We start from the raw sequence: 20,037 nt of genomic DNA, 5'->3' as shown, positions 1-20,037 counted from the left end.
TCCTAGACGCGGGGGGCTATGCGATCAGGATCTCGGCCCCCGCGACCGAGAGTTCCTGGCGTTGTTGGTCAGTGAGCGAGGCATCCGTCACCATGACATCGACCTCGTCGAGGCCGCAGATCCGCGCGAAGGCCTCACGACCGAATTTCGACGAGTCGATCGCGACCAGGGTGCGGCGAGATGCCGCACGTGCGGTGCGCTTGATCGCGGCATCCTCGATGTTCCACTCGGTGAATCCGGCGGAGGCGTCCGCGGCCGATGCGGTCATGATGTACGCATCGAAGCGGTATGCGCGCAGTGACGCCTCCGCTTCCGAGCCGACGACGCTCGACTCCCCAGGGCGGATGAGTCCGCCTGGGATCATCACCCGGGTCGCGGCATCGGCCGAGAGCACCTCGGCGACTCGCAGGTTCAGCGCGCAGATCGTGAGGTTGCGTCCGAGGAGCTCCTCGGCGATCGCGAGCCCTGTCGAGCCGCCGTCGAGGATGACGGTCTGGCCGTCGATGACCTCGCGGGCGATGGCGACGGCGATGCGCCGCTTGGCCTCGCTGTTGGTGCGACTACGCAGCGCGAACGGCGGCTCGAAGCTGCCGCTCGCCGCGGGCGCTGCCCCGCCGTGCGTGCGCACCACGAGGCCGGCGGCCGCCAGTTGATTGACATCGCGGCGCACGGTCATTTCGGACACGTCGAAGCGGGCGCTGAGTTCGGCGATGCTCGTCTCGCCGCGCTTGGCGAGCTGCTCGAGGATCTCCTGCTGGCGGGTCTCTGCGTTCACGATCGATTGCCTTCCTTCATGTGCGACAGAACACTTCTCGTGTTCAGTCAACCTCAGGTAGCTCACCGGCACGCGACATCCACGCCCGCTTGCCAGGGCGGAGGTTGCGGCCGATCAGCACGACGAGGCCGAGCGCCAGGTAGAAGAGGGCGATGAACGGCGCGAGCAGCACCGGGAAGGCCGGCAGCGGCACGAGGCTGTTCCAGGCGATGAGCCCGAGCGCGGCGGTCGACACGATCGGCGCGACGACGTATGCCCAGATGTTGAACTCATCGGGGTGCTTGCGCCGGAAGAACTGGAACGCCGCGATGTTCATGAGCACGAAGATCGGGATGTAGACGAACGTACCGGTCGTGCCGAGCATGTTGAACAGGTTGTACGGGCCGAGCGGCAGCCCGATCGCGAGGCAGACGATCATGGCGATCGCCGACTGCGCGAACACGGCGACGACGGGTGTGCGATGCGTGCGCTGCACCCGGGCGAACACCGAGGGCAGTGCACCGGTGCGGGCGATGCCGTAGATCGTTCGGGTCGCACTCGTGGTGCAGGCGATGCAGACGCCGAGGCCGGAGTTCACGAGGGCGATGAGGATGATGAGCGAGGCACCGTCGAACACGCGGTCGGCCAGTACGAACGCGGGCGCCGTGGGCGAGGAGGCGAGCGCGTCGAGGTCGTCGACGCCCCAGCCGACCTGCAGGCCCCACGCCGTGAAGACGTAGAAGAGGCCGATCAGCACGAGCGAGCCGATGATCGCCTTCGGCACGATGCGCTTGGGATCGCGCGACTCCTCGCCGACCGCAGCCGCGCTCTCGAAGCCCGTGAAGGCGAAGATCGACAGCACGATCGCGAGGAAGAAGCCGCTGCCGTTCTCGATGTTCGCGGGGTTGAAGCCCTCAAGAGAGACGCCACCCGGGCCGGGGTTCACGATGCCCGCGATCGCAAGGCCGAGACCGACGGCCATCTCGAAGATCGTCATGACGACGAGGAACTTGATCGAGATGACGATGCCGCGGTAGGCACACGCGAAGCAGATCGCGAGGATCACGACGGCGTAGACCCACCAGGGCACCAGGATGCCGTATTTGCCGCCCAACTCGTCCTGCAGGATCGCACCGGTGAAGGCGGCGAGCGCGGCGGGCACGATCGTGACCATGACTGCGTAGAGCCAGCCCGTGATGAAGCCCGCCTTCGGACCGATACCGGCCGACACGTAGGTGTAGAACCCGCCGGCCGAAGGCAGGTGTCGCGCGAGACCGCGCATCGGGACAGCGATCGCCATGCACACGGCGAACGCGGCGAGATAGGTCAACGGTGCACTGACGCCGGCCTGACCTGTGGTGAATGCAATGGTGTAGAAGATGCCGAGGGTGGGCGAGATCTGTGCGATCGACTGCATGAGCGTCCCGCCGAGGCCGATGGATCCCGTTCGGAGTCCGCTCTGCGTCGTGCTCACCTCGTCTGGCCGCGCCTCGGACTGGCTGATTGACATTTCCTGTTCCCCTTTGAACCGAGAATCTGCTGATCGAACATTTGACATGTCTGATCGTACATCAGAAATGTTCATAATGACGCATGATGAGTGGATCCACGTTCATGTCCATCGGGCTGCGCGCAGAATCCTCAGGGTTCATCTCGCTCTAACGTCGACGTGAAATTGCTGCGTCGCTTGCCGACTTCGTCGCCGTTGCCGCGACGGATTCATTCACACGCGGGCAGCTCGCCTCGGACCGCAGGTGGATAACGACGCATCCGAGGACCATCATCGACGCATGACCAAGAACACAGTCCAGCACGACACGCCTTCAGCCAACGTCGCCCACAACCCCTCGGCCATCTTCTCCCCGTACCGCAACTACGCTCACGCGATCGAAGTCCCCCCTGGTGCCCGAACGCTCTACATCAGCGGACTCAATGGCTACGACGCCACTGGCGAAACGCTCCCCGGCACGTTCGAAGAACAGGTGCGGAATGTCTGGGCGCACTTGGGTGCGGCTCTGAATGCCGCACGGATGGGGTACGGCGACCTTGTTTCGCTACGGTTCTTTCTGACGTCTGCGGACTTCGATCCGGCCAACGTTGACGTTCTGGCTGAGCATCTTGGGGTCACGCTGACGGCCCGCACTGTGGTGGTGCAACAGCTCCTCGATCCCATGTGGTTCGTCGAAGTCGAAGCGATCGCCGCGCGAAAGGACTGAGCGGCCGACCTTGTGCCGGACCCGATCGATTGCGGGAGGCATCCCACAGGGGAAGCTGTAGCGTGACCGCACGTGTGCCCTTTCGAAACCGAGTTACGGGACGATCGGTTTCGGGCGGAGTTTCGGTTCGTCTACCAGTGCTGTCCGAGCGCCCTGGACAGCTCGGATCGTAGCGCGTCGATGTCGGCGGGCGCGGTGTCGTGGAGCGCTTCGCTCACGCGGCGAGCTGCGGGAACTCGGCGCGCAGCGCGGGGTCGTGACTGAACTGCATCGCCGGCTATCGGGTTTCGAGGGCGAGCCGGCCAGCGAGAAGGACGTACGTCGCCGCGAACGTGCGACGCAGCCACGCCATGACCTTCGGGCGCGTGATGACCTGGTTACGCATCGTCGCGGCGAACACCCCGTAGAGAGCGAACACGACGAAGGTCAGCACCATGAAGACCAAGCTCAGGCCGACCATGTGCCAAGTGCCATTCGCCTCGCCCGCCGGGACGAACTGAGGCAGGAACGCGAAGAAGAAGATCGTCAGCTTCGGGTTGAGAAGGTTGATGAGAATGGCGGTGCGGATCACCCGCCAGAACGACACCGGGGCCGCGTTGGCATCGACGTCGATCAGCGACTTGTCGCGGAAGGTCTGCCAGGCCAGGTAGAGCAGGTACGCGACGCCGAGCCACTTGATCGTCTGAAACGCGATCGCGGAGGCGTTCAGGATCGCCGCGAGCCCGGTGATCGCAGCGACCATGTGAGGGATCACGCCGAGCGTGCAGCCGAACGCGGCCACGAGCCCAGCCTTGGTACCACGAGATAGCCCGGCCGCAATGGAGAACACCGCTCCCGTGCCGGGAGTAGCGACCACCACGAGGGTGGTCAGCAGGAATGCGATGCTCATCGTCGTCCTTTGAGAGTCGTTGCTTCCGTACAGTACCGTCTAGTCGCCAACGCTGATGATGGTCTTGCCGGGCACGTGGCTGCGAGAAGTGAGCGCAGCGACCGCATGCTCCAGCGGAGCGACAGTACCAACCGATACATGCAGCCGCCCGGCGCGAACACGCTGGATGATCTCAAGAAGTTGTGCTCTGTCTGGTTCGACGATGAAGAACACCGCGCGGCCTTGCGCCGGCTGGCGAGCGGGAGGTTCGGCAATCGTTACGAGTACGCCGCCGGCGCGGACGAGTTTGTTGGACGCTTCACCGATCTGCCCTCCGATCACGTCGAGCACTACGTCGACTTCCTCGCGGGAGGTCCAGTCGGCGGTCCCGAGGTCCAGGAACTCGTGCGCGCCGAGGCCGAGGACCGTGTCGCGGTCCCGAGGTCTACCGGTGCCGATCACATAGGCACCGACTTCGCGGGCGAGCTGTACTGCGACTGATCCGACGCCACCCGCTGCCCCGTGGACGAGCACGCTCTGTCCCGCCCGCAGGTCGGCATGAACGAAGAGTGCCTGCCATGCGGTCAGGCCGGATATCGGCAGACTGGCGGCGGTGACGAAATCGATGTCGGCCGGGAGCGGGACGAGGTTTCGCGCTTCGACGGCAACGTATTCAGCAAGCGAGCCGTCTCGGGCCCAGTCGGCGAGCCCGACGACCCGCTGCCCCACGGTGAGACCGGTGGTGCCGTATCCGAGTTCGTCAACGTAGCCGGCGACCTCGTGGCCGGGGACAGACGGAGTACGGTCCTTGCCGGACCTGTCCTCCCAGGTGCCCGGCCACGTGAGTTCGCCCGGCGTGAACCCTGAGGCGCGCACCCGCACGACCACATCGTTCTCTGCGGCGTGTGCGCGCGGATGTTCCGCCAGCCGCATTCCTTTCGCGCCGGCTTCCCTGTCGCTCACGATGATTGCTCGCATGACTCTCCTTCTGGTTTATGCCTTCGCTCTATTCGACGAAGCAGACGGGGAGAATGTCAGGCGGGCGCCTTCCACAGGCCGAGTTTGCGTGGGTTCCATTGGATCCATATCTGAGAGACGGCGCCGTCCACGACCTCGAAATTCAGCACGCCGCTCACACCAGCCTCGTCCGAAAACAGGATCGCGGCGCCGTCAGCAGTCTCACCGAGCGTGACGCGGACACCGGGGTTGCGCCGTCTCACGCCGAGTACGAAACGAGCCACCTTGTCGGATCCGTAGATCGGATTGAGTGCGGCGCGGGCGATGCCACCGCCGTCGGAGGTGAGTACGACGCGTGGGTCAAGCAGGCGCACCAGTGCGGCGAGCTCTCCCGTGCCTGCGGCTATGAGGAACGCCTCGACGACCTCGCGGTTTCGTGCTGCGTCGACGTCGGCTCGCTTCCCGCCGGACAGGCGTCGGCGGCCAGACGACGCCAACTCCCGTGCGGCACCCGCTGAGCGGTCGAGCACGGATCCGACCTCGGTGAAGGAGTAGTGGAACACATCATGTAACACGAAAGCGACACGCTCTGCAGGAGTCATGTGTTCCATGAGCCGAAGCATCGCAGTGCTCACCGATTCGCGCATGATCGCCTGATCGACCGGGTCATCGTCCGAGACGAGGGGCCCCGTGCCTGGTATCGGTTCGGGTAGCCACGGTCCGACGTACTCTTCCCGACGGTGAGCCGCAGACCCGAGCAGGTCCAGGCAGATCCGGGAGACGACCGTTGTCAACCATGCAGCGGAATTGCGGACGTCGCGCCGGTCTGCAACGGGCAGGCGGTACCAGCGCTCGAAGGCCTCCTGCACCGCGTCTTCCGCGTCGGTCAGCGAGCCCACGATCCGAAACGCCACTCGGATCAAGTGCTGACGGTGCGCCGCGGCTTGTTCGGCCAAGTCAGTTCCTGTCATCGCTCCCCCGCCCCGCTCATGACGCTTCATCACCATACTCGTGCGACGAGGAGGGTCCGGGCGGCAACCCAACGGAACTTACGCAACATCCTGCGATCCCACGATTCACAGGTCGAAGACTCCGGCACTCGAGCCGCTGGAGGTGCGGGCACCCACTTCGCTCTCAGCCCCTTGGTCCGCTAGCAGCTTCAGCAACGAGCCCTTGTCCACGGTCAGATCCCTGCCCGGGCGCACGGAACTTGACATGGTTCGACTCTCATCGCAGTGGCTGCCGAGGTGACTGATCCTCCGTCGATAGGGTGACCAGCATGCCTGCCGCAGACATTCTCATCCGGGGCACGCGGGAGGTCGATTGGCCGCTCGTGCGTGCGTTCCGCATCGAGAACGCGACCGAGCACCCGATTTCGTTCGGTGCTTCTCTGGAGCACGTGCTCGCCCTGACCGAGGGCGACTGGCGGATGCGCGCCCGTCGCGGCGAGCAGGACGACGCTGCATCGTTCGTGGCCATCGAACAGGAGACCGGCCGCTGGGTCGGCATGATGAGCGCGCAGAGTCATGACGACGAGGGAGAGGACCCCGTGCTCACTGGCGTCTACGTCGTGCCCGAATACCGGAGCCGGACTCCCAAGGTCGCCGACCAGCTGATGGCACTCGTGATCCAATGGGCACTCCCCCGTACCACACGCCTACGGCTGTACGTCTACGAGGGCTCAGAGCCCGCGATCCGGTTCTACAGGAGACACAGCTTCTCACCGACCGGCCGGACCCGCCCGCACAAGTTCGCACCAGGCGATCTGCTCGAGTTGGCCAGGCCGCTTGACGAAGCTGCCCCGCGAGACGACGCCAGCGGTTCCTTGCCGTCATCCCCGCTGCCGTGATAGTCACGGTGCTCGCGGGATGCCGGCGGACATCCTCGACGGCGAGACTGACATCGAGCAGCCCTTGACATTCGTGGCCGCGTGCGTCGTGCAGACAATCCATGAGCGATTTGTTCTCGGCGCGGCATTTGATACCGAGCTCCAAGGATCAACATCATGTTGACAACACGATGTTGATTGCGTGAGGCTTGCGACATGGTTCCCATTCCGGATGAATTTGGCGAATTGAGCGTGCTGGACTCCGCGCGGCGACGACTGTGCGAGTCTGGCGCCGACCGGCTGCCCGCGCTCCCCTGGCTCCTGCCGGGGGCCGTGCCGGAAGATGTGACCCTGCTGCGTTTTGCCATGTGGCGGGCGAATTCCACGGTTGGCGAGGCTTCTCACGACGATCTTCGTGCGGCGCTGGCACTAGTGGAGTCGGCACGAGCTGGCCTCGATGCTCTCGAGGCAGGTTTGACGCTGATCGCGAGGGCGGAGGGGCTGACCTGGCCTGACATCGCCAAGCAGCTCGGCGTGAAGTCCCCGCAGGCAGCTCAGCAGCGCTTCCAGAGGGTGTCGACTCGCTCCCAGGCCGGCGACGCCGCGGAGCGATCAGAGTGACGGCTGAACGGTCCGATATGACGTGGCGGTCCCGTGACGAGCTGCTGGTGCTTCACGCGGTCCGTCTCGCCGGGTTCGCGGACACCGCGGCGGTCGCTGACCGCGTCGCTCTGCCAGCCAGCATTGTCGGTGAAACTCTCCGCGTTCTCGAAGTGCAGCACCTTGTCGAGCGCTTGACGTTCGCCGACTCCGGGGGCTGGATTCTCACGGAAGCGGGCAAGAGTCGAGACGGCGAACTGCTCCGGGAAGAACTTGACGCGGCCGGGGCGCAGCCGATCCTCCAAGCCACGGTTGAGGAGTTCGAGAGCAGCGTCAATCCTCGTCTGGTGCGGGCGGTGACCGACTGGCAGCTTGACACTTCCGGCGACCGGACGGACCGCAGTATCGAGGTATTGCGGGAGCTGACGGACCTCGCCGACTCTCTCGGCGACCTCATGGTCGAACTGTGTACCCACCTCCCCCGATTCGCTCGGTACCCGCGGCAGTTCTCGGCGGCTTTGGAGAAGGTGCGCGCGGGCGACCATCAGTGGGTGGCTGGCGTGGGCAGGCTCTCTTACCACGTCGTGTGGGCGGAGCTCCATGAGGACCTGCTGTCCAGCCTCGGCCGTGACCGTTCCGCGGAATTACATCCAGGAGGACGGTGATGGCCGCTCGCACAATCTATTTCGTGCGCCACGGGGCGGCTGACACCTGGGGCCAGCTGACCGACCAGGGACGGGAACAGTCTCGATTGATAGGCCGACGACTCGCCCGGCTGCCTATCGACGTGGTGTGGCATTCCCCACTGCCACGGGCTGTCGAGAGCGCTCAGATAGTCGCAGCCGAGATGCCGCGCGTTTTGGTCGACGAGGTCGCCGAAGTCGCCGACCATGTTCCGTTCGTTCCTGACCCCGAAGACCTCTCGCCCTCGTGGGTGGGGTTCTTCGATGGCTACGACCGCAGCGAGGCCGCTTCGGGTCGACGGACCGCAGACGCCCTAGCGGCACGGTTCGGCAGGCCGAACGCCCGGGCACAGCGCCCAACCCACGAGGTAGTCGTGACCCACGCGTATCCCATTGCTTGGATGATTCGCGAAGCACTCAGCGCCCCACCCGCCCGATGGATGTCGCTAGCCGGTGTCGCGAACACGGGGCTGACAGTGATCGAGCACACCGACGGGGAACCCCCGGGCGTGGTGATGGTCAACGACATGTCTCATCTACCAGACGAACTGCGGTGGACAGGCTTCGCCGGCGGGAGACCGCTGTGAGCATCGTGGATCTCGTCGACGCCGAACACGCGACCGTCGGCGGCAAAGCCTCCCCCTTGGCCGAGCTGGCGCGGGCTGGCTTCAATGTTCCCACCGGATTCGTGGTGCCAGCGACCACCTACCAAGCCGCAGCCACGGCCCTTGGCCTTGCCGAGCTTTCCATCGATCGCGCCGAAGAAGCTCGGTCACGAATCCTGCGCTCTCGCCTCCCGGACGGCGTGGTCGATGACGTCTCTCGGGCGCTGAAGGCCGTCACGGAGGCGGCATCGACTGACTACGTGGCAGTGCGTTCATCCTCGATAGCGGAGGACAGCGCCTACGCCTCTGCCGCGGGACAGCATGACAGTGTCCTTGCCGTGCGCGGAACCGAGCAGGTGTGCCAGGCGATCCTCCAATGCTGGGCCTCGCTATGGACGGAGCGCGCCGTCGCATACAAAGCTCGTCAAGCCTCGCAGGCTGCTGTCGGCATGGCCGTGATCGTTCAACGGTTCGTGGATGCCAGCGTTTCCGGGGTCATGTTCACTGGCGCCACCACCGTGGTTGAAGCCACGTGGGGCATCGGAGAGCGACTCGTCGCCGGCCACATCACCCCGGATTCCTGGCGCATCACAGACTCCGGCATCGAGCGCCGACCAGGATCCAAGTCCGAGCGTACCGACCGCCACGACGGGCAACTCATCACCCGACACACAACGTCGGCAGAGCAGACGGAACTCTGCCTCACGGACCACGACATCCTCCGCTTGCGCGCCCTCGGCGAGGAGGTCTCCACCACATTGGGCGGCCCCCGAGACGTCGAATGGGCCATCGACGACGGCACGATTTGGGTCCTTCAAGCCCGCCCCGTCACCGCGCTCGTCCCTGGCTCCTCCGCACCGGGCCCGACGACTGCCGGCAGTGTCACCATCAGTGGAGAACCAGCCAGCCCAGGGGTAGCCTCCGGTCCTGTCCGCCTGGTCCGCGGACCGGCCGACTTCCCCAAGGTCAAACGCGGGGACGTATTGGTATGCCGACACACAGACCCTGCATGGACACCGCTGTTCACGATCGCGTCGGCAGTGGTGACCGAAACAGGTGGAGTGCTCTCCCACGCCGCGATCGTCGCCAGAGAAGTCGGGATACCCGCTGTGCTCGCAGTCCCACGCGCGACCGAAGTCCTCACGCCACCGTCCGTGGTCACCGTCAACGGCAACACTGGGCACATCTGTGTGAAACAGAGCACCCGATCTCTGAGCTAAAGACCGAGCGGTCACACGACATCTGCGGCCCCGCGCCGTTCCAGAATTCCACCAACCCGACAGCCGAGTCATCGAGTCGGCAGGGCAGCAGGCTGGCTCACAGCGATGCCAGCCCCTCGTGAATCGATGGATAGATCGGCGTCCAATTCAGTTCATCCCGGGCCTTGACGGTGGACAGCCGGATGCTGGTCCCGACCATGAGCGTGTGCACATACGGCACGGCACGCAACGACCAAGCGGGCAGTGTGAGCGGCTGTGGAGCTCCTGAAACGTGAGCGAGCGCTCGAACGTAGTCGTCGAAACCTACGGGGCACTCATCGGCGATGTTGTACGCCTGGCCAGGGCGTCCACGCGTGAGCGCGGCGACCGCGGCCGACGCGGCATCGGAGATATGGATCGGCGACGTGACCCCCGATGGCCGGAACACGGGGAGCAGCCTGCGCCGGGTCCAGCTCGCCAGCTGCATCGTCATCGGTTCCGGGCCGTAGAACATCCCGTATCGAAGGGCGATCCCGTCGATACCCGGTGTCTGCAGAACCAGTTGCTCGTTCAGGCGCAGCGCGCGCATGTGCCGGTCGATCCCTCGATGCCCGGTCAGTTCTCCGAAGGAGCCGTCCTCTGCCACCGGCTCGCTACCGTGGTCCCGATAGCCGTAACCGTGAAAGAACGATTGTGTGATGAAGCGCGTCGCCCCTGTGGACTCGGCAATGCGCATGAGGTTGATGGTTCCCTGCTCGCGCAGCGCATCAGTGGCGTAGAGGCTGCGGTGCGAAGTCGGCATGCCTGTGATCGCCGTCGCCTGATGAATGATCGCATCGAATGCACGACCGTCCAGCGAAGTGAGCAGCCTGTCCGCATCCAACAGATCCACCACAACCGCATCCGCGCCCGCGGCATTGAGCCGCTGTGCGCCGCGTTTGGACCGGGTTAGCCCGTACACGGCATGCCCCGAGGCCAGCAGCTGAGCGACAAGCGTTCCGCCGATCGTTCCGGTGGCTCCTGCCACCAGCACCTTCATGCTCCCAACCGTTCAGTGACGTCCCGCTCACGAACGCTCTGGCGCACCGCCCGCACCCGCAAGACGAGCCCGAGCGACGCGATCGCGGAGAGCGCCAGGAGCACCCAGCTGTCTGAGGTATGACCCCCTAGATGTGCGTCGAGCGCGTGATTGAGCGCATGAAAGGTGTTGGTGACGATGAACCCGGTGAGCACGACAACGATGGCGTCACGGCACCAGAGCGCTAGCAGCATCATCACGCCGATTCCGATCTGAAATACGCCTGCGTCGTGCAGGAAGTGCACGTGATCAGGCCATTTCGCCCATTCGGCGAAAGTATCGGGTGAGAGGCGCGCCCACGACCCCGTGACCAGCATGGAAAATGCGGCGACCACGACGATCACACGAACAATCAGCAATTGAGTTCCTCTCCTGCACGGAAATGAGACGATACGGTTCGGCTCCCTTCAAGCAAGATAGACGCACCCTGCTCAACTGTCAATACGATCCGTATCGTCTCCCGCGTAGAGTGTTCGGATGAGCCAGGTCCCGAATTCGACGCGTCGAAGCCAGAAGTCCACCGACGCGATCCTGCGCGCAGCACTCGAACTGGCACACAGCGAAGGTTGGCCCAGGGTCACCATCGAGGGCATCGCTGCGCGCGCCGGAGTAGGCAAACGGACGATCTATCGGTGGTGGCCCTCGAAGGGAGCAGTCGTGCTGGATGCATACGCTCAACTTCTCGAGAGCAGCCCCCTCATGCGCAACGAGCCCACAGTGACTGCGGACATCCGTGAAGACCTGGTCACGATGGTGCGGGACACGTGGATCCACGCCGTGGGTGATTCAGCGCCCCTCATCGCCGCGCTGATAGGAGAAGCGCAACACGACACCGACCTCGCGGCCCGCCTCTGGGAACGGTTGATCGTTCCATCCAGCGAACGGGCGATCGCGCGAATCGTACGCGCACAGGACGGAGGAGAGATCGATCCCGGCGTCGACCCATATCGGGCCACCGAACTGCTTTACGGTCAGATATACATCCGGCTGCTCCTCACACCGCACGACCTCGACGAAACGTTCCTGGAGAGCTGCGTCGATCTCGCACTGAATGGACTGCGAGCGCGGTGACTGCCTGCGACTCGTAGGTGAGCATGAGGGGCAGCAGCTTGGGCGTATGCATCGCGACGAGTCTGCGACGCTCCGCACACGCAGCCGCGAGCAAGGACGACTGACCATGCAGGCGGCCGTCACCGACGGTTTCGCGAGCACCCGGCTGATCGCGGCATCCGCGCGCGAACGCAACATCGCCACCCCGATGCTCGACCTCGCGAGCGCACTCTTCGCGGAGTGCCTCGACCTCGATTACCGGCGCGAAGACATGTCGGCGGTGATCGCGGCGATCGAAGCGCGAACCGACGCCGCGACGGTACCTACGCTGGAGGAGGCAGTTCCAGAACGGCGACGCGAACGTGGTTGAGTGACCGGGCCACGGCACCGAGCGCGACCGCGCGGGTGCCGAGCGACGTCACTTCGATTCGCGGCGTCGAGAGACACAGCACCGAGAGCGCCCGTCGGAGCGGCACGAGGAACGCGTCGCCGGCGAGTGCCGCTTCACCCGCCACGACGACGACCTCGGGGTCGATGGTGAGCGCGAGCGCCGCGACGCCTTCGGCGATGTCACGGGCGAAGACGGCCACCGCGCCGGAGGCCACGGGGTCGCCCTCAGCGGCGAGCGTGAAGATCTGCTCGATGTCGAGCGCCGGCTCGAAGGCGTCGAGCAGCGCGATCGGCGCGGCCCCCCAGCCCACGTGTTGCAATCCACCGATCTCGCCCGCCGCGCCGTTGGCTCCCCTCGTGAGCTGCCCGTTCACGACGATGCCGGCGCCGATCTGGCGGCCCGCGAGCAGGAAGATCGCGTGCTCGACGCCCGCGAGTCGGCCCCATTCGGCCTCGGCGAGCGTCGCGAGCTTCACGTCGTTGTCGAAGTAGGTGATGTCTGAGGGGAAGGAGGTGGTGATGAGCGACGGGATGCCGGAGCGCAACCAGCCCGGCACGACGACGGAGTAGGCGATGACGCCATCGGGCCCGACGACGGCGGGAACCCCGACCGTGGTCGCGAGGAGTCGCTCGGTGCGCACCGCTTCGAGCGCGCGGTCGACGACGGCGCGAATGGTGTTCCACGCCGTCTCGGCGTCACCGTGGTCGTCGTACTTCTCCTCTTCGGAGTGCACGACGGCACCCGAGAGGTCGGCGATGAGACAGGTCACCGTGTGCGGGCCGACGTCGATGCCCATGAGCAGTCCGGCGGCGGCGTTGAAGCGGAACCGGCGTGCCCGACGCCCCACGCGGTTCGGACTCGGCTCGGGCGCGAAGTCCTCGACCCATCCCATCGTGAGCAGTTCGGCGAGTACGGCGTCGACGGTGGGCCGAGTCAGGCCGACGGCTTCGGCGAGCTCCGCGACCGTCTGCGCGTGATCGGCCGCATGCAAGGCCCCCAGAATCTCGCGGGAGTTCATGCTGCGCAGGCTCGCCCCGCCGCTGCCGATGTTGCCGCTCACGCGCCTGCTCCCTCTCCCGGCGATCGCCGATCTTCCCATCTTGGCGTGTTCGAGGCTCACGCGCCCGGCAGGCCGGCGAGCAGCCTCGCGATGTGCGCCTCTCGCTGCGCCCGTGTCTCGGGCCGCCCCTGGATGCCAGGTCGCCGTTGCCAGGGTCGCGGCCCGGCGTCGTGGCGGTACTCCACGCCGATCGCATCGAGCCGTCGCAAGTGCTCGTCGAGTCGCATCATGAAGTCGTGCTCGTCGCCGCCGGCACCCGACCACAGCACCTCCGCGATCGCGCAGAGGCGCGGGAAGGCGAAGAAGTCGACGGTTCGCGGCGAATCCATGTACTCCGTCCAGATGTTCGCCTGGCCGCCGAGCACATGTCGCGCCTCGGTTTCGTCGAGTTCAACAGGCACGGGGTTGAAACGATACGCGTCGCGCACGGTCACCGGAATCGACACGGGGATCGGCTCGTCAGGCCCATCCGATTGCCGGTAGTCGAGGTAGACGACGTCGTCGGGGCAGGAGATCACGTCGTACCCGCGGCGTGCTGCGACCGCCGCACCGGCCATGCCTCGCCACGACAAGACGAGCGCGTCGTCGGCGAGTTCGCCCTCGAGCACTTCATCCCACGCGAAGATGCGGCGGCCTCGTTCGCGCAATCGCTCGCCGAGACGGCCGATGAACCAGTTCTGCACGGATGAATCATCCGCGAGCCCGAGCTCACGGATGCGCTGCTGCACCCGTGGACTCGCCGCCCATTGCTCCCGCGGGCACTCGTCGCCGCCGACCCCGATGAACGGGCTCGGAAAGATGTCCATCACCTCGTCGAAGACGTCGAGGAAGAACTGCACCGTGGATTCCTCGGCGTTCAGCACATTGGGGTTGATGCCCCACTTCGGCCAGACCTCGAAGGGGCCGTCGACCACTCCGAGCTCGGGATACGCTGCGAGCGCGGCCTGCACGTGCCCCGGCGACTCGATCTCGGGCACGACCGTCACGAAGCGAGCCGCGGCGTAGTCGACGATCTCGCGCAGGTCGGCCTGAGTGTAGAAGCCGCCGTGCGGCCGGCCGTCGCCCGGGGCATCCGGTTCGGCACCGATCGCGCTCTCATGCCGCCAGCCGCCCACCTCGGTGAGCCGCGGGTACTTGCGGATCTCGACGCGCCAGCCCTGATCGTCGGTGAGGTGGAAGTGCAGGACGTTGAGCTTGTGCATCGCCATCAGGTCGATGAAGCGCATCACGTCGTGCTTCGGCATGAAGTGGCGCACAACGTCGAGCATCGTGCCACGCCACGCGAACCGCGGCTCATCGTCGACCTCGGCAACCGGCACGGTCCAGCGCACCCCATCCACTCGCGCACGCCGGTGGATCTCGGGCGGCAGCAGCTGCACGAGGCTCTGGCATCCGTAGAAGACGCCGGCGGGCGATCCGCCCGCGATCTCGACCCCGTCGCGGGTCACCCGCAGCCGATACGCCTCGGCGGACAGTGACCCGTCGATCGCGAGACGGATGTCGCCGGCTGGGCCAACCGGCAGCGCCAACCCGGTCGCCGGGCGCAGCGCTGCCTGCAGCAACTCGCCGACCGGGATGAGCTCCGCGTCTGCGGCGATGCCCGCCGAGACCGTCAACTCGTAATCGTGCCGGGGCGAGTCGCCCGTCGCGGTGAAGCGGTGGCGAGCACGGGGAAGGAGCATTCGGTTCAACCCTTCACGGCGCCGGCGGACATGCCGGCGACGAGATTGCGTTGGATGATGAGGAAGAAGATGATCACCGGCAGCGAGAACAGCACCGAGCCGGCCATCTGGCCGCCGAAGTCGGTGCCGGCCGCGGGCGTCGTGAACGAGGCGAGCCACACGGGCAGCGTGTACATCGCCTGGTCCTTCATGAAGGTGTACGCGATGAGGTAGTCGTTCCACGCCGCGATGAAGGCGAAGATGCTCGTCGCGATGACGCCGGGTCCGACGAGCGGGAAGAGCACACGGGTGAGGATCACCCAGGTGTTCGCGCCGTCCATCTTGGCCGCCTCCTCGATCTCCATCGGGATGGCGATGAAGAAGCCCCGCATCACCCAGATCGAGAACGGCAGCACCGCCGCGACGTAGGCGAGGGCCAGGCCGAAGAAGGTGCCGAGCAGGTTGAGGCTGTTGAACATCAGGAACGTCGGGATGAGCAGCGCCGTGCCCGGCAGCATCTGCACGACGAGGATGAACACCATGATCGTGCGACGCCCGCGGAAGCGGAACCGCGACAGCGCTGCCGCTGCGAAGAAGCCGAGCACGATCGAGAGCACGACCGTCGCGACGACGACGATGAGGCTGTTGCGCAGGTCGGTCAGGAAGTTCGACTGCGTCACCGCGACGATGAAGTTGTCGATCGACGGATGCTGCGGCAGGAAGATCGGCGTCGGCGTCATGATCTCGGCCCGCGGCTTGAACGCGGTGTTGACCATCCAGTACACGGGGAAGATCCACACGACGCTGAACACGACCGCGATGAGGTTGCTCACCCACCGGCGCTTGCGTCGGCGGCGGCCTGGGGGAAGCGTGGCACGACGGGGCATCCGCTCGTCGAGCCCGATCGTTTCGTCGACCGCCGCTGCGGCGCTCGAGGGAAGTGATGCGGTGCTCACAGGTCTTCCCCCGATCGCACGAGGTTGCGGATGTAGACCGCGGTCAGCACGAGCAGGATCAGCGTGGTCACGACCGAGATCGCCGCACCGCCGCCGAGATCGAACCCGACGAACGCCGTCTTGTAGGTGAAGATTCCGAGCGTCGTCGTCGTGGCATCGGGGCCGCCCTGCGAGATGAGCCAGATCTGGTTGAACACGTTGTAGTCCCAGATGATCGAGAGGATGGTGATGAGCAGCAGGGTCGGGCGCAGGAACACGAGCGTGATCGATCGATAGACCGTCCACTCGCTCGCTCCGTCGAGGCGCGCCGCCTCGTAGTACTCCTGCGGCACCTGCACTTGCGCGGCGTAGAGGGTGAGGGCGATGAACGGCACCGCCTGCCAGACGATGAGCGCCCAGATGCTCGTGGCCGAGAGCAGCGGATGCTGCGACCACGCGACATCCGTCATGTCGCCGAAGACCCGCAGCTGGGTCAGCAGCCAGTTGACGACGCCGTAGCCCGGTTGGAACAGCCAGTTCCACACGAGCGAGGAGGCGACGTTCGGCATCGCCCATGCGCAGATCAAGACGACGGTGACGACGTACCGCATCACGGTGCCGAGGCGGGTCATCAGCTGGGCGACGCCCATGCCGACAGCGACGCTGCCGACCACCATGGCGACGGTGAACACGATGGTGCGCACGAGCGACCACCAGAAGTCGGAGTCGGTGAAGATGGCGGCGTACTGCTCGAAGCCGACGAACGCGAACGCGCCGGTGAAGAGCGAACGCTGGTCGTAGTCGGTGACCGAGATGAGCACCAGCAGCACGATCGGCACGACCGTCACCACGCCCATCACGAGGCCGGCGGGGGTGAGCAGCCACAGCGGTGCCCATTGACGTCGACCGCGCCGCGGCGGCCGCCGCCGCGGTGAATCCCCCACCGCGGCGGCGTGCTCTTCGCGAACGACCGGATCGGCCATGACGGTCATACCGTCGCTCGCGGGAATCTGCTCGTGCTCATCTGTTCGCCGCTCAGCCGTTCAGCACGTCTTCGAGGTGCGCGTCGAAGGCCTTCGCCGCATCCGCCGGCGACTTGGCTCCCGAGGCGATCGAGCCGAAGAACTCTGCGATGCTCTTGTCGCCTTCGATGGTCGGCCAGTCGGCAGCGGCCGGCGTCGCCTTCGAGACGAGCGCTGCCGCGAAGAAGCCGGCCTGCTGCTCGGTGAGCCCGCTCTCCTGTGCCGCCTCGACGGCCTCGACGCTGTTCGGGATCCACCCGTCGACGCCGAAGACGTACTCTTCCTGCATCTTGGGGCTCCCGGCGATCTTCGCCCACTGCAGCGCGAGGTCGCTGTGCTGCGACTTCGCGGCGATGCCCCACACGGATCCGCCGAGCATGGCGGGCTGCTGCTCACCCGAACGACCGGGGAAGGGGAACGTGCCGAGCATGTCGTCGGTGATCGCCGGGTTCGCTTTCTTGATGCCGGCGATGCCGCCTCCCGTGTTCAGCAGGGCCGAGGTCTTGCCATCGGCGAAGAGCTGGTTCTGGTCGGGGGTGATGTTGTCGAGCGTCGCCGACGCCCCCGTCGAGTAGGTGTTCTGGAACTCGACGAACTCCTCGAGACCCTGCTGCGCCTCCGGCGTCGAGAACCCGCCGGTCCAGGTGCCGTCGGAGTCGACGGCGATCTCGCCGCCGGCATCCCAGACGAACTGCATGCTCGACTGCCAGTACTGGCCCGGGAAGTAGAACGGCGAGAAGTCCGCCTCGGTGTGCTGGGCAGCGACGGCATCGAGCGCCGCGGTGAGCTCCTCGTACGTCGTCGGAATCTCGGTGACGCCGGCCTCGGCCCACATCGCCGTGTTGTAGATGACTGCGCGTGTACCTGCGAACCCGGGAACCGCATAGAGCAAGCCGTCGATGCGGGCCGGCTCCTCAAGGCCGGTGAGCCACGTCGCGCCCTGCATCAGGTCGTCTTCGTACGCCGTGAGGTCGAGCAGCCCGCCGTTCGCGGCGTACCCCGACACCTGGGTGTTGCCGATGTCGATGACGTCGGGCGGTGTCGAGGTCGACAGCGCCGTGCTGATCTTCGTGGTGATGCCGTCCCACTGCTGGATCTGCAGGTCGACCTCGGCGCCGGTCTGCTCGGTGAAGGCGTCGTTGATCGCCTCGAGCGTCGCGTCTTGGTAGTCGCCCTCCATCACCCAGACCGTCAGGCTCTCGCCCTCGGCCTTCGTGGTGGGAACGACGAGGGGCCCGCCGTCGGGACCGGCGGCTGCGCCGGAACCCGAGCATGAGGCGAGCGCGAAGACGGCGGCGATGCTCAGGGCACCGGCCGTCGCGAATCGTGTGGTGCGCATGGTCTCTCCTTGTGATGCGCGGCGTCGGTGCCGCGAGTGAGGTGCAGGACGATGGTGCGGGTGCGGCTCATGGACACGTCGGGCTCGAGCTCGAGACTCCGAGCGCGAGAACCGGTTGAACCTGGTTCACGAGTGAGTTTAGTAAACAGGTTTCACAATGAGGTGTCAATAGCGGATTTCGCGCCAACGTAACCCACGCCCGAGGCCATTGCCGGCGTCAGGTGAGAGGCTATTGCGCAATTGCTTTGCCAAACACGAAGTGGCCGCCCCGTCGGGGCGGCCACTGCATTCGACTGGAGATCAGAGTTCGGCGATGACCGTCTTGAGCTCGGTGTAGTCCTCGATGCCGAACGAACCCAGCTCGCGTCCCCAGCCCGACTCCTTGTAGCCGCCGCGGGGCAGGGTGACATCGTCGGCGTGCCAGGTGTTGAGCCACACCGTGCCGGCGCGCAGCCGGCCGCCGACGCGGTGCGCGGTGCCGATGTCGCGCGACCAGACCCCGGCGGCCAGGCCGTAGCGGGTGTTGTTCGCCAGATCGATGGCTTCCTCTGCGGTGTCGAACGGCACCGCGGTGACGACCGGGCCGAAGATCTCGTCCTGCTGGATCGACATCCGCTCGGAGACCCCGGTGAACACCGTCGGCCGTACGAAGTAGCCGCGATCGCCGACGCGGACGCCGCCCTCGGCCACCGTCGCGCCCTCGGCGACGCCCGCCTCGAGGTAGCCGGTGACCTTCGCGAACTGCTCGTCGGAGATGAGCGGACCCATGTCGGTGCGCTCGTCGAAGGCGCTGCCGACCCGGATGCCGCGGGCGATCTCCGCGATGCCGGCCACGACCTCGTCGAACACGCCGCGCTGCACGTAGAGGCGCGAGCCGTTCACGCAGCACTGGCCCTGGTTGAAGAACGCGGCGTGCGCCGAGCCGGGGATCGCCTTGGCGAGGTCGGCGTCGTCGAAGACGATGTTGGGCGCCTTGCCACCGAGTTCGAGGGAGACCTTCTTCAGGTTCTGGCTCGCCGCGGCGGCGATCTTCTTGCCCACCTCGGTGGAGCCGGTGAACGCGACCTTGTCGACATCGCGGTGCGCCACGAGAGCCGCGCCGGTGTCGCCGAAGCCGGAGAGGACGTTGACGACGCCCGCGGGCAGTCCCGCCTCGAGGAGCAGTTCGCCGAGCCGCAGCGCGCTGAGCGGCGTCTGCTCAGCTGGCTTCAGCACGACGGTGTTGCCGACCGTGATCGCGGGGACGATCTTGAAGGCGGCCATCGTCAGCGGGAAGTTCCACGGGACGATGCCGGCGACGACGCCGATCGGCTCGCGCACCGTGTACGCGAGGAACTGCGAGGTCTCGCTCGAGAGCGGGATCGTCGTGCCCTCGATCTTGTTCGCCCAGCCGGCGAAGTAGCGGAATAGCTCGGCGGCCGTGGCCACGTCGCCGTCGCGCGCCCCGACGAACGGCTTGCCGCCGTCGAGCGCCTCGAGCTGCGCGAACTCGTCGGCGTTCTCCTCCAGGAGGTCGGCGATCCTCCACAGCAGGCGTCCGCGCTGGCGGGGCGTGAACCGGCTCCATGCCGAACCGTGCTCGAACGCTCGGCGCGCCGCGGCGACGGCGCGGTTCACGTCTTCGGCCCCGGCCTGCGCCACCTGGGTGATCGCATCCTCCGTCGCGGGGTCGATCGTCGCGAAGGTGCGGCCGTCGGCGGCATCCTGCAGTTCACCGTCGATGAGGAGCTGCCTCGGCGATCCGATGAACGCGGCGACGCTCGGGAGCAGGGCTGCGTTGGTCATGATGGT

The 20,037-nt window shown here is 66.2% G+C and carries 21 protein-coding genes; 8 read left to right on the top strand and 13 right to left on the bottom strand.

Annotated features, from left to right (window positions below; genetic code table 11):
* Window positions 1-16: 16 nt before the first annotated feature.
* Window positions 17-775: a DeoR/GlpR family DNA-binding transcription regulator gene (locus tag H521_RS0101910; RefSeq protein ID WP_022891341.1), complete on the bottom strand. Its 759-nt coding sequence runs from the start codon at window positions 773-775 to the stop codon at window positions 17-19.
* A gap of 43 nt (window positions 776-818) precedes the next feature.
* Window positions 819-2,264 (bottom strand): APC family permease, encoded by a 1,446-nt coding sequence (locus tag H521_RS20940; protein ID WP_022891340.1) that lies wholly within the window; start codon window positions 2,262-2,264, stop codon window positions 819-821.
* Between the two features lie 280 nt (window positions 2,265-2,544).
* Here H521_RS20940 and H521_RS24825 point away from each other — a divergent pair, with 280 nt between their 5' ends.
* The gene (locus H521_RS24825; protein WP_022891339.1) at window positions 2,545-2,970 is read left to right on the top strand and encodes a RidA family protein; all 426 of its coding nucleotides are present in this window, start codon (window positions 2,545-2,547) and stop codon (window positions 2,968-2,970) included.
* A 277-nt stretch (window positions 2,971-3,247) separates the two neighbouring features.
* On the opposite strand, the gene H521_RS0101895 is transcribed toward H521_RS24825, so the two are convergent.
* The 3 genes from H521_RS0101895 to sigJ are packed head-to-tail and all read right to left on the bottom strand — an operon-like array spanning window position 3,248 to window position 5,751.
* Window positions 3,248-3,859: a LysE family translocator gene (locus tag H521_RS0101895; protein WP_022891338.1), complete on the bottom strand. Its 612-nt coding sequence runs from the start codon at window positions 3,857-3,859 to the stop codon at window positions 3,248-3,250.
* A 39-nt stretch (window positions 3,860-3,898) separates the two neighbouring features.
* Window positions 3,899-4,816, bottom strand: a complete 918-nt coding sequence (locus tag H521_RS0101890) for an NADP-dependent oxidoreductase (protein WP_022891337.1) — start codon at window positions 4,814-4,816, stop codon at window positions 3,899-3,901.
* Window positions 4,817-4,872: 56 nt separating this feature from the next.
* Window positions 4,873-5,751 carry an RNA polymerase sigma factor SigJ gene (gene sigJ, locus H521_RS0101885; protein WP_022891336.1) on the bottom strand — a complete coding sequence of 293 codons (879 nt, stop codon included), beginning with the start codon at window positions 5,749-5,751 and terminating at the stop codon, window positions 4,873-4,875.
* 323 nt (window positions 5,752-6,074) lie between these two features.
* On the opposite strand from sigJ, the gene H521_RS24820 reads away from it, so the two are divergent.
* From H521_RS24820 to H521_RS0101855, 5 genes are all read left to right on the top strand, one after another.
* Window positions 6,075-6,644, top strand: a complete 570-nt coding sequence (locus H521_RS24820) for a GNAT family N-acetyltransferase (RefSeq protein ID WP_022891334.1) — start codon at window positions 6,075-6,077, stop codon at window positions 6,642-6,644.
* A gap of 195 nt (window positions 6,645-6,839) precedes the next feature.
* Window positions 6,840-7,244, top strand: a complete 405-nt coding sequence (locus H521_RS0101870; RefSeq protein ID WP_022891333.1) for a hypothetical protein — start codon at window positions 6,840-6,842, stop codon at window positions 7,242-7,244.
* A 17-nt stretch (window positions 7,245-7,261) separates the two neighbouring features.
* Entirely contained in the window at window positions 7,262-7,888 is a 627-nt protein-coding gene (locus H521_RS0101865; RefSeq protein ID WP_022891332.1) for a hypothetical protein, read from the top strand.
* Entirely contained in the window at window positions 7,888-8,493 is a 606-nt protein-coding gene (locus tag H521_RS0101860; RefSeq protein WP_022891331.1) for a histidine phosphatase family protein, read from the top strand. The genes H521_RS0101865 and H521_RS0101860 overlap by 1 nt, the downstream gene beginning before the upstream one ends.
* Complete coding sequence (locus H521_RS0101855; RefSeq protein WP_026481782.1) at window positions 8,490-9,731, top strand: PEP/pyruvate-binding domain-containing protein; 1,242 nt, start codon at window positions 8,490-8,492, stop codon at window positions 9,729-9,731. Before H521_RS0101860 ends, H521_RS0101855 begins: the two co-directional genes overlap by 4 nt.
* 97 nt (window positions 9,732-9,828) lie before the next feature.
* On the opposite strand, the gene H521_RS0101850 is transcribed toward H521_RS0101855, so the two are convergent.
* Window positions 9,829-10,749, bottom strand: a complete 921-nt coding sequence (locus H521_RS0101850; RefSeq protein ID WP_022891329.1) for an NAD-dependent epimerase/dehydratase family protein — start codon at window positions 10,747-10,749, stop codon at window positions 9,829-9,831.
* The gene (locus H521_RS20925) at window positions 10,746-11,147 is read right to left on the bottom strand and encodes a hypothetical protein (RefSeq protein ID WP_022891328.1); all 402 of its coding nucleotides are present in this window, start codon (window positions 11,145-11,147) and stop codon (window positions 10,746-10,748) included. The genes H521_RS0101850 and H521_RS20925 overlap by 4 nt, the downstream gene beginning before the upstream one ends.
* A 118-nt stretch (window positions 11,148-11,265) precedes the next feature.
* On the opposite strand from H521_RS20925, the gene H521_RS0101840 reads away from it, so the two are divergent.
* Together H521_RS0101840 and H521_RS0101835 are read left to right on the top strand one after the other, a co-directional pair.
* Window positions 11,266-11,859 (top strand): TetR/AcrR family transcriptional regulator, encoded by a 594-nt coding sequence (locus tag H521_RS0101840; protein WP_022891327.1) that lies wholly within the window; start codon window positions 11,266-11,268, stop codon window positions 11,857-11,859.
* A gap of 46 nt (window positions 11,860-11,905) precedes the next feature.
* Complete coding sequence (locus H521_RS0101835) at window positions 11,906-12,208, top strand: hypothetical protein (RefSeq protein ID WP_022891326.1); 303 nt, start codon at window positions 11,906-11,908, stop codon at window positions 12,206-12,208.
* On the opposite strand, the gene H521_RS20920 is transcribed toward H521_RS0101835, so the two are convergent.
* From H521_RS20920 to H521_RS0101800, 6 genes are all read right to left on the bottom strand, one after another.
* On the bottom strand, window positions 12,162-13,289 hold the full coding sequence (locus H521_RS20920) for an ROK family transcriptional regulator (protein ID WP_022891325.1): 1,128 nt from the start codon (window positions 13,287-13,289) through the stop codon (window positions 12,162-12,164). The genes H521_RS0101835 and H521_RS20920 overlap by 47 nt on opposite strands.
* 56 nt (window positions 13,290-13,345) lie before the next feature.
* On the bottom strand, window positions 13,346-14,971 hold the full coding sequence (locus H521_RS20915) for a beta-N-acetylhexosaminidase (protein WP_022891324.1): 1,626 nt from the start codon (window positions 14,969-14,971) through the stop codon (window positions 13,346-13,348).
* A gap of 5 nt (window positions 14,972-14,976) precedes the next feature.
* A complete protein-coding gene (locus tag H521_RS0101820) occupies window positions 14,977-15,906 on the bottom strand; it encodes a carbohydrate ABC transporter permease (protein WP_022891323.1) in 930 nt (309 codons plus the stop codon).
* On the bottom strand, window positions 15,903-16,868 hold the full coding sequence (locus H521_RS0101815; protein WP_211215456.1) for a carbohydrate ABC transporter permease: 966 nt from the start codon (window positions 16,866-16,868) through the stop codon (window positions 15,903-15,905). Before H521_RS0101815 ends, H521_RS0101820 begins: the two co-directional genes overlap by 4 nt.
* 52 nt (window positions 16,869-16,920) lie before the next feature.
* Window positions 16,921-18,246, bottom strand: a complete 1,326-nt coding sequence (locus H521_RS0101810) for an extracellular solute-binding protein (protein ID WP_022891321.1) — start codon at window positions 18,244-18,246, stop codon at window positions 16,921-16,923.
* Between the two features lie 300 nt (window positions 18,247-18,546).
* The gene (locus H521_RS0101800; protein WP_022891319.1) at window positions 18,547-20,031 is read right to left on the bottom strand and encodes an aldehyde dehydrogenase family protein; all 1,485 of its coding nucleotides are present in this window, start codon (window positions 20,029-20,031) and stop codon (window positions 18,547-18,549) included.
* Window positions 20,032-20,037 lie beyond the last annotated feature (6 nt).

The organism is Agromyces subbeticus DSM 16689 (assembly GCF_000421565.1).
Lineage (GTDB): Bacteria > Actinomycetota > Actinomycetes > Actinomycetales > Microbacteriaceae > Agromyces > Agromyces subbeticus.
This window is presented reverse-complemented; position numbering and strand designations above follow the sequence as displayed.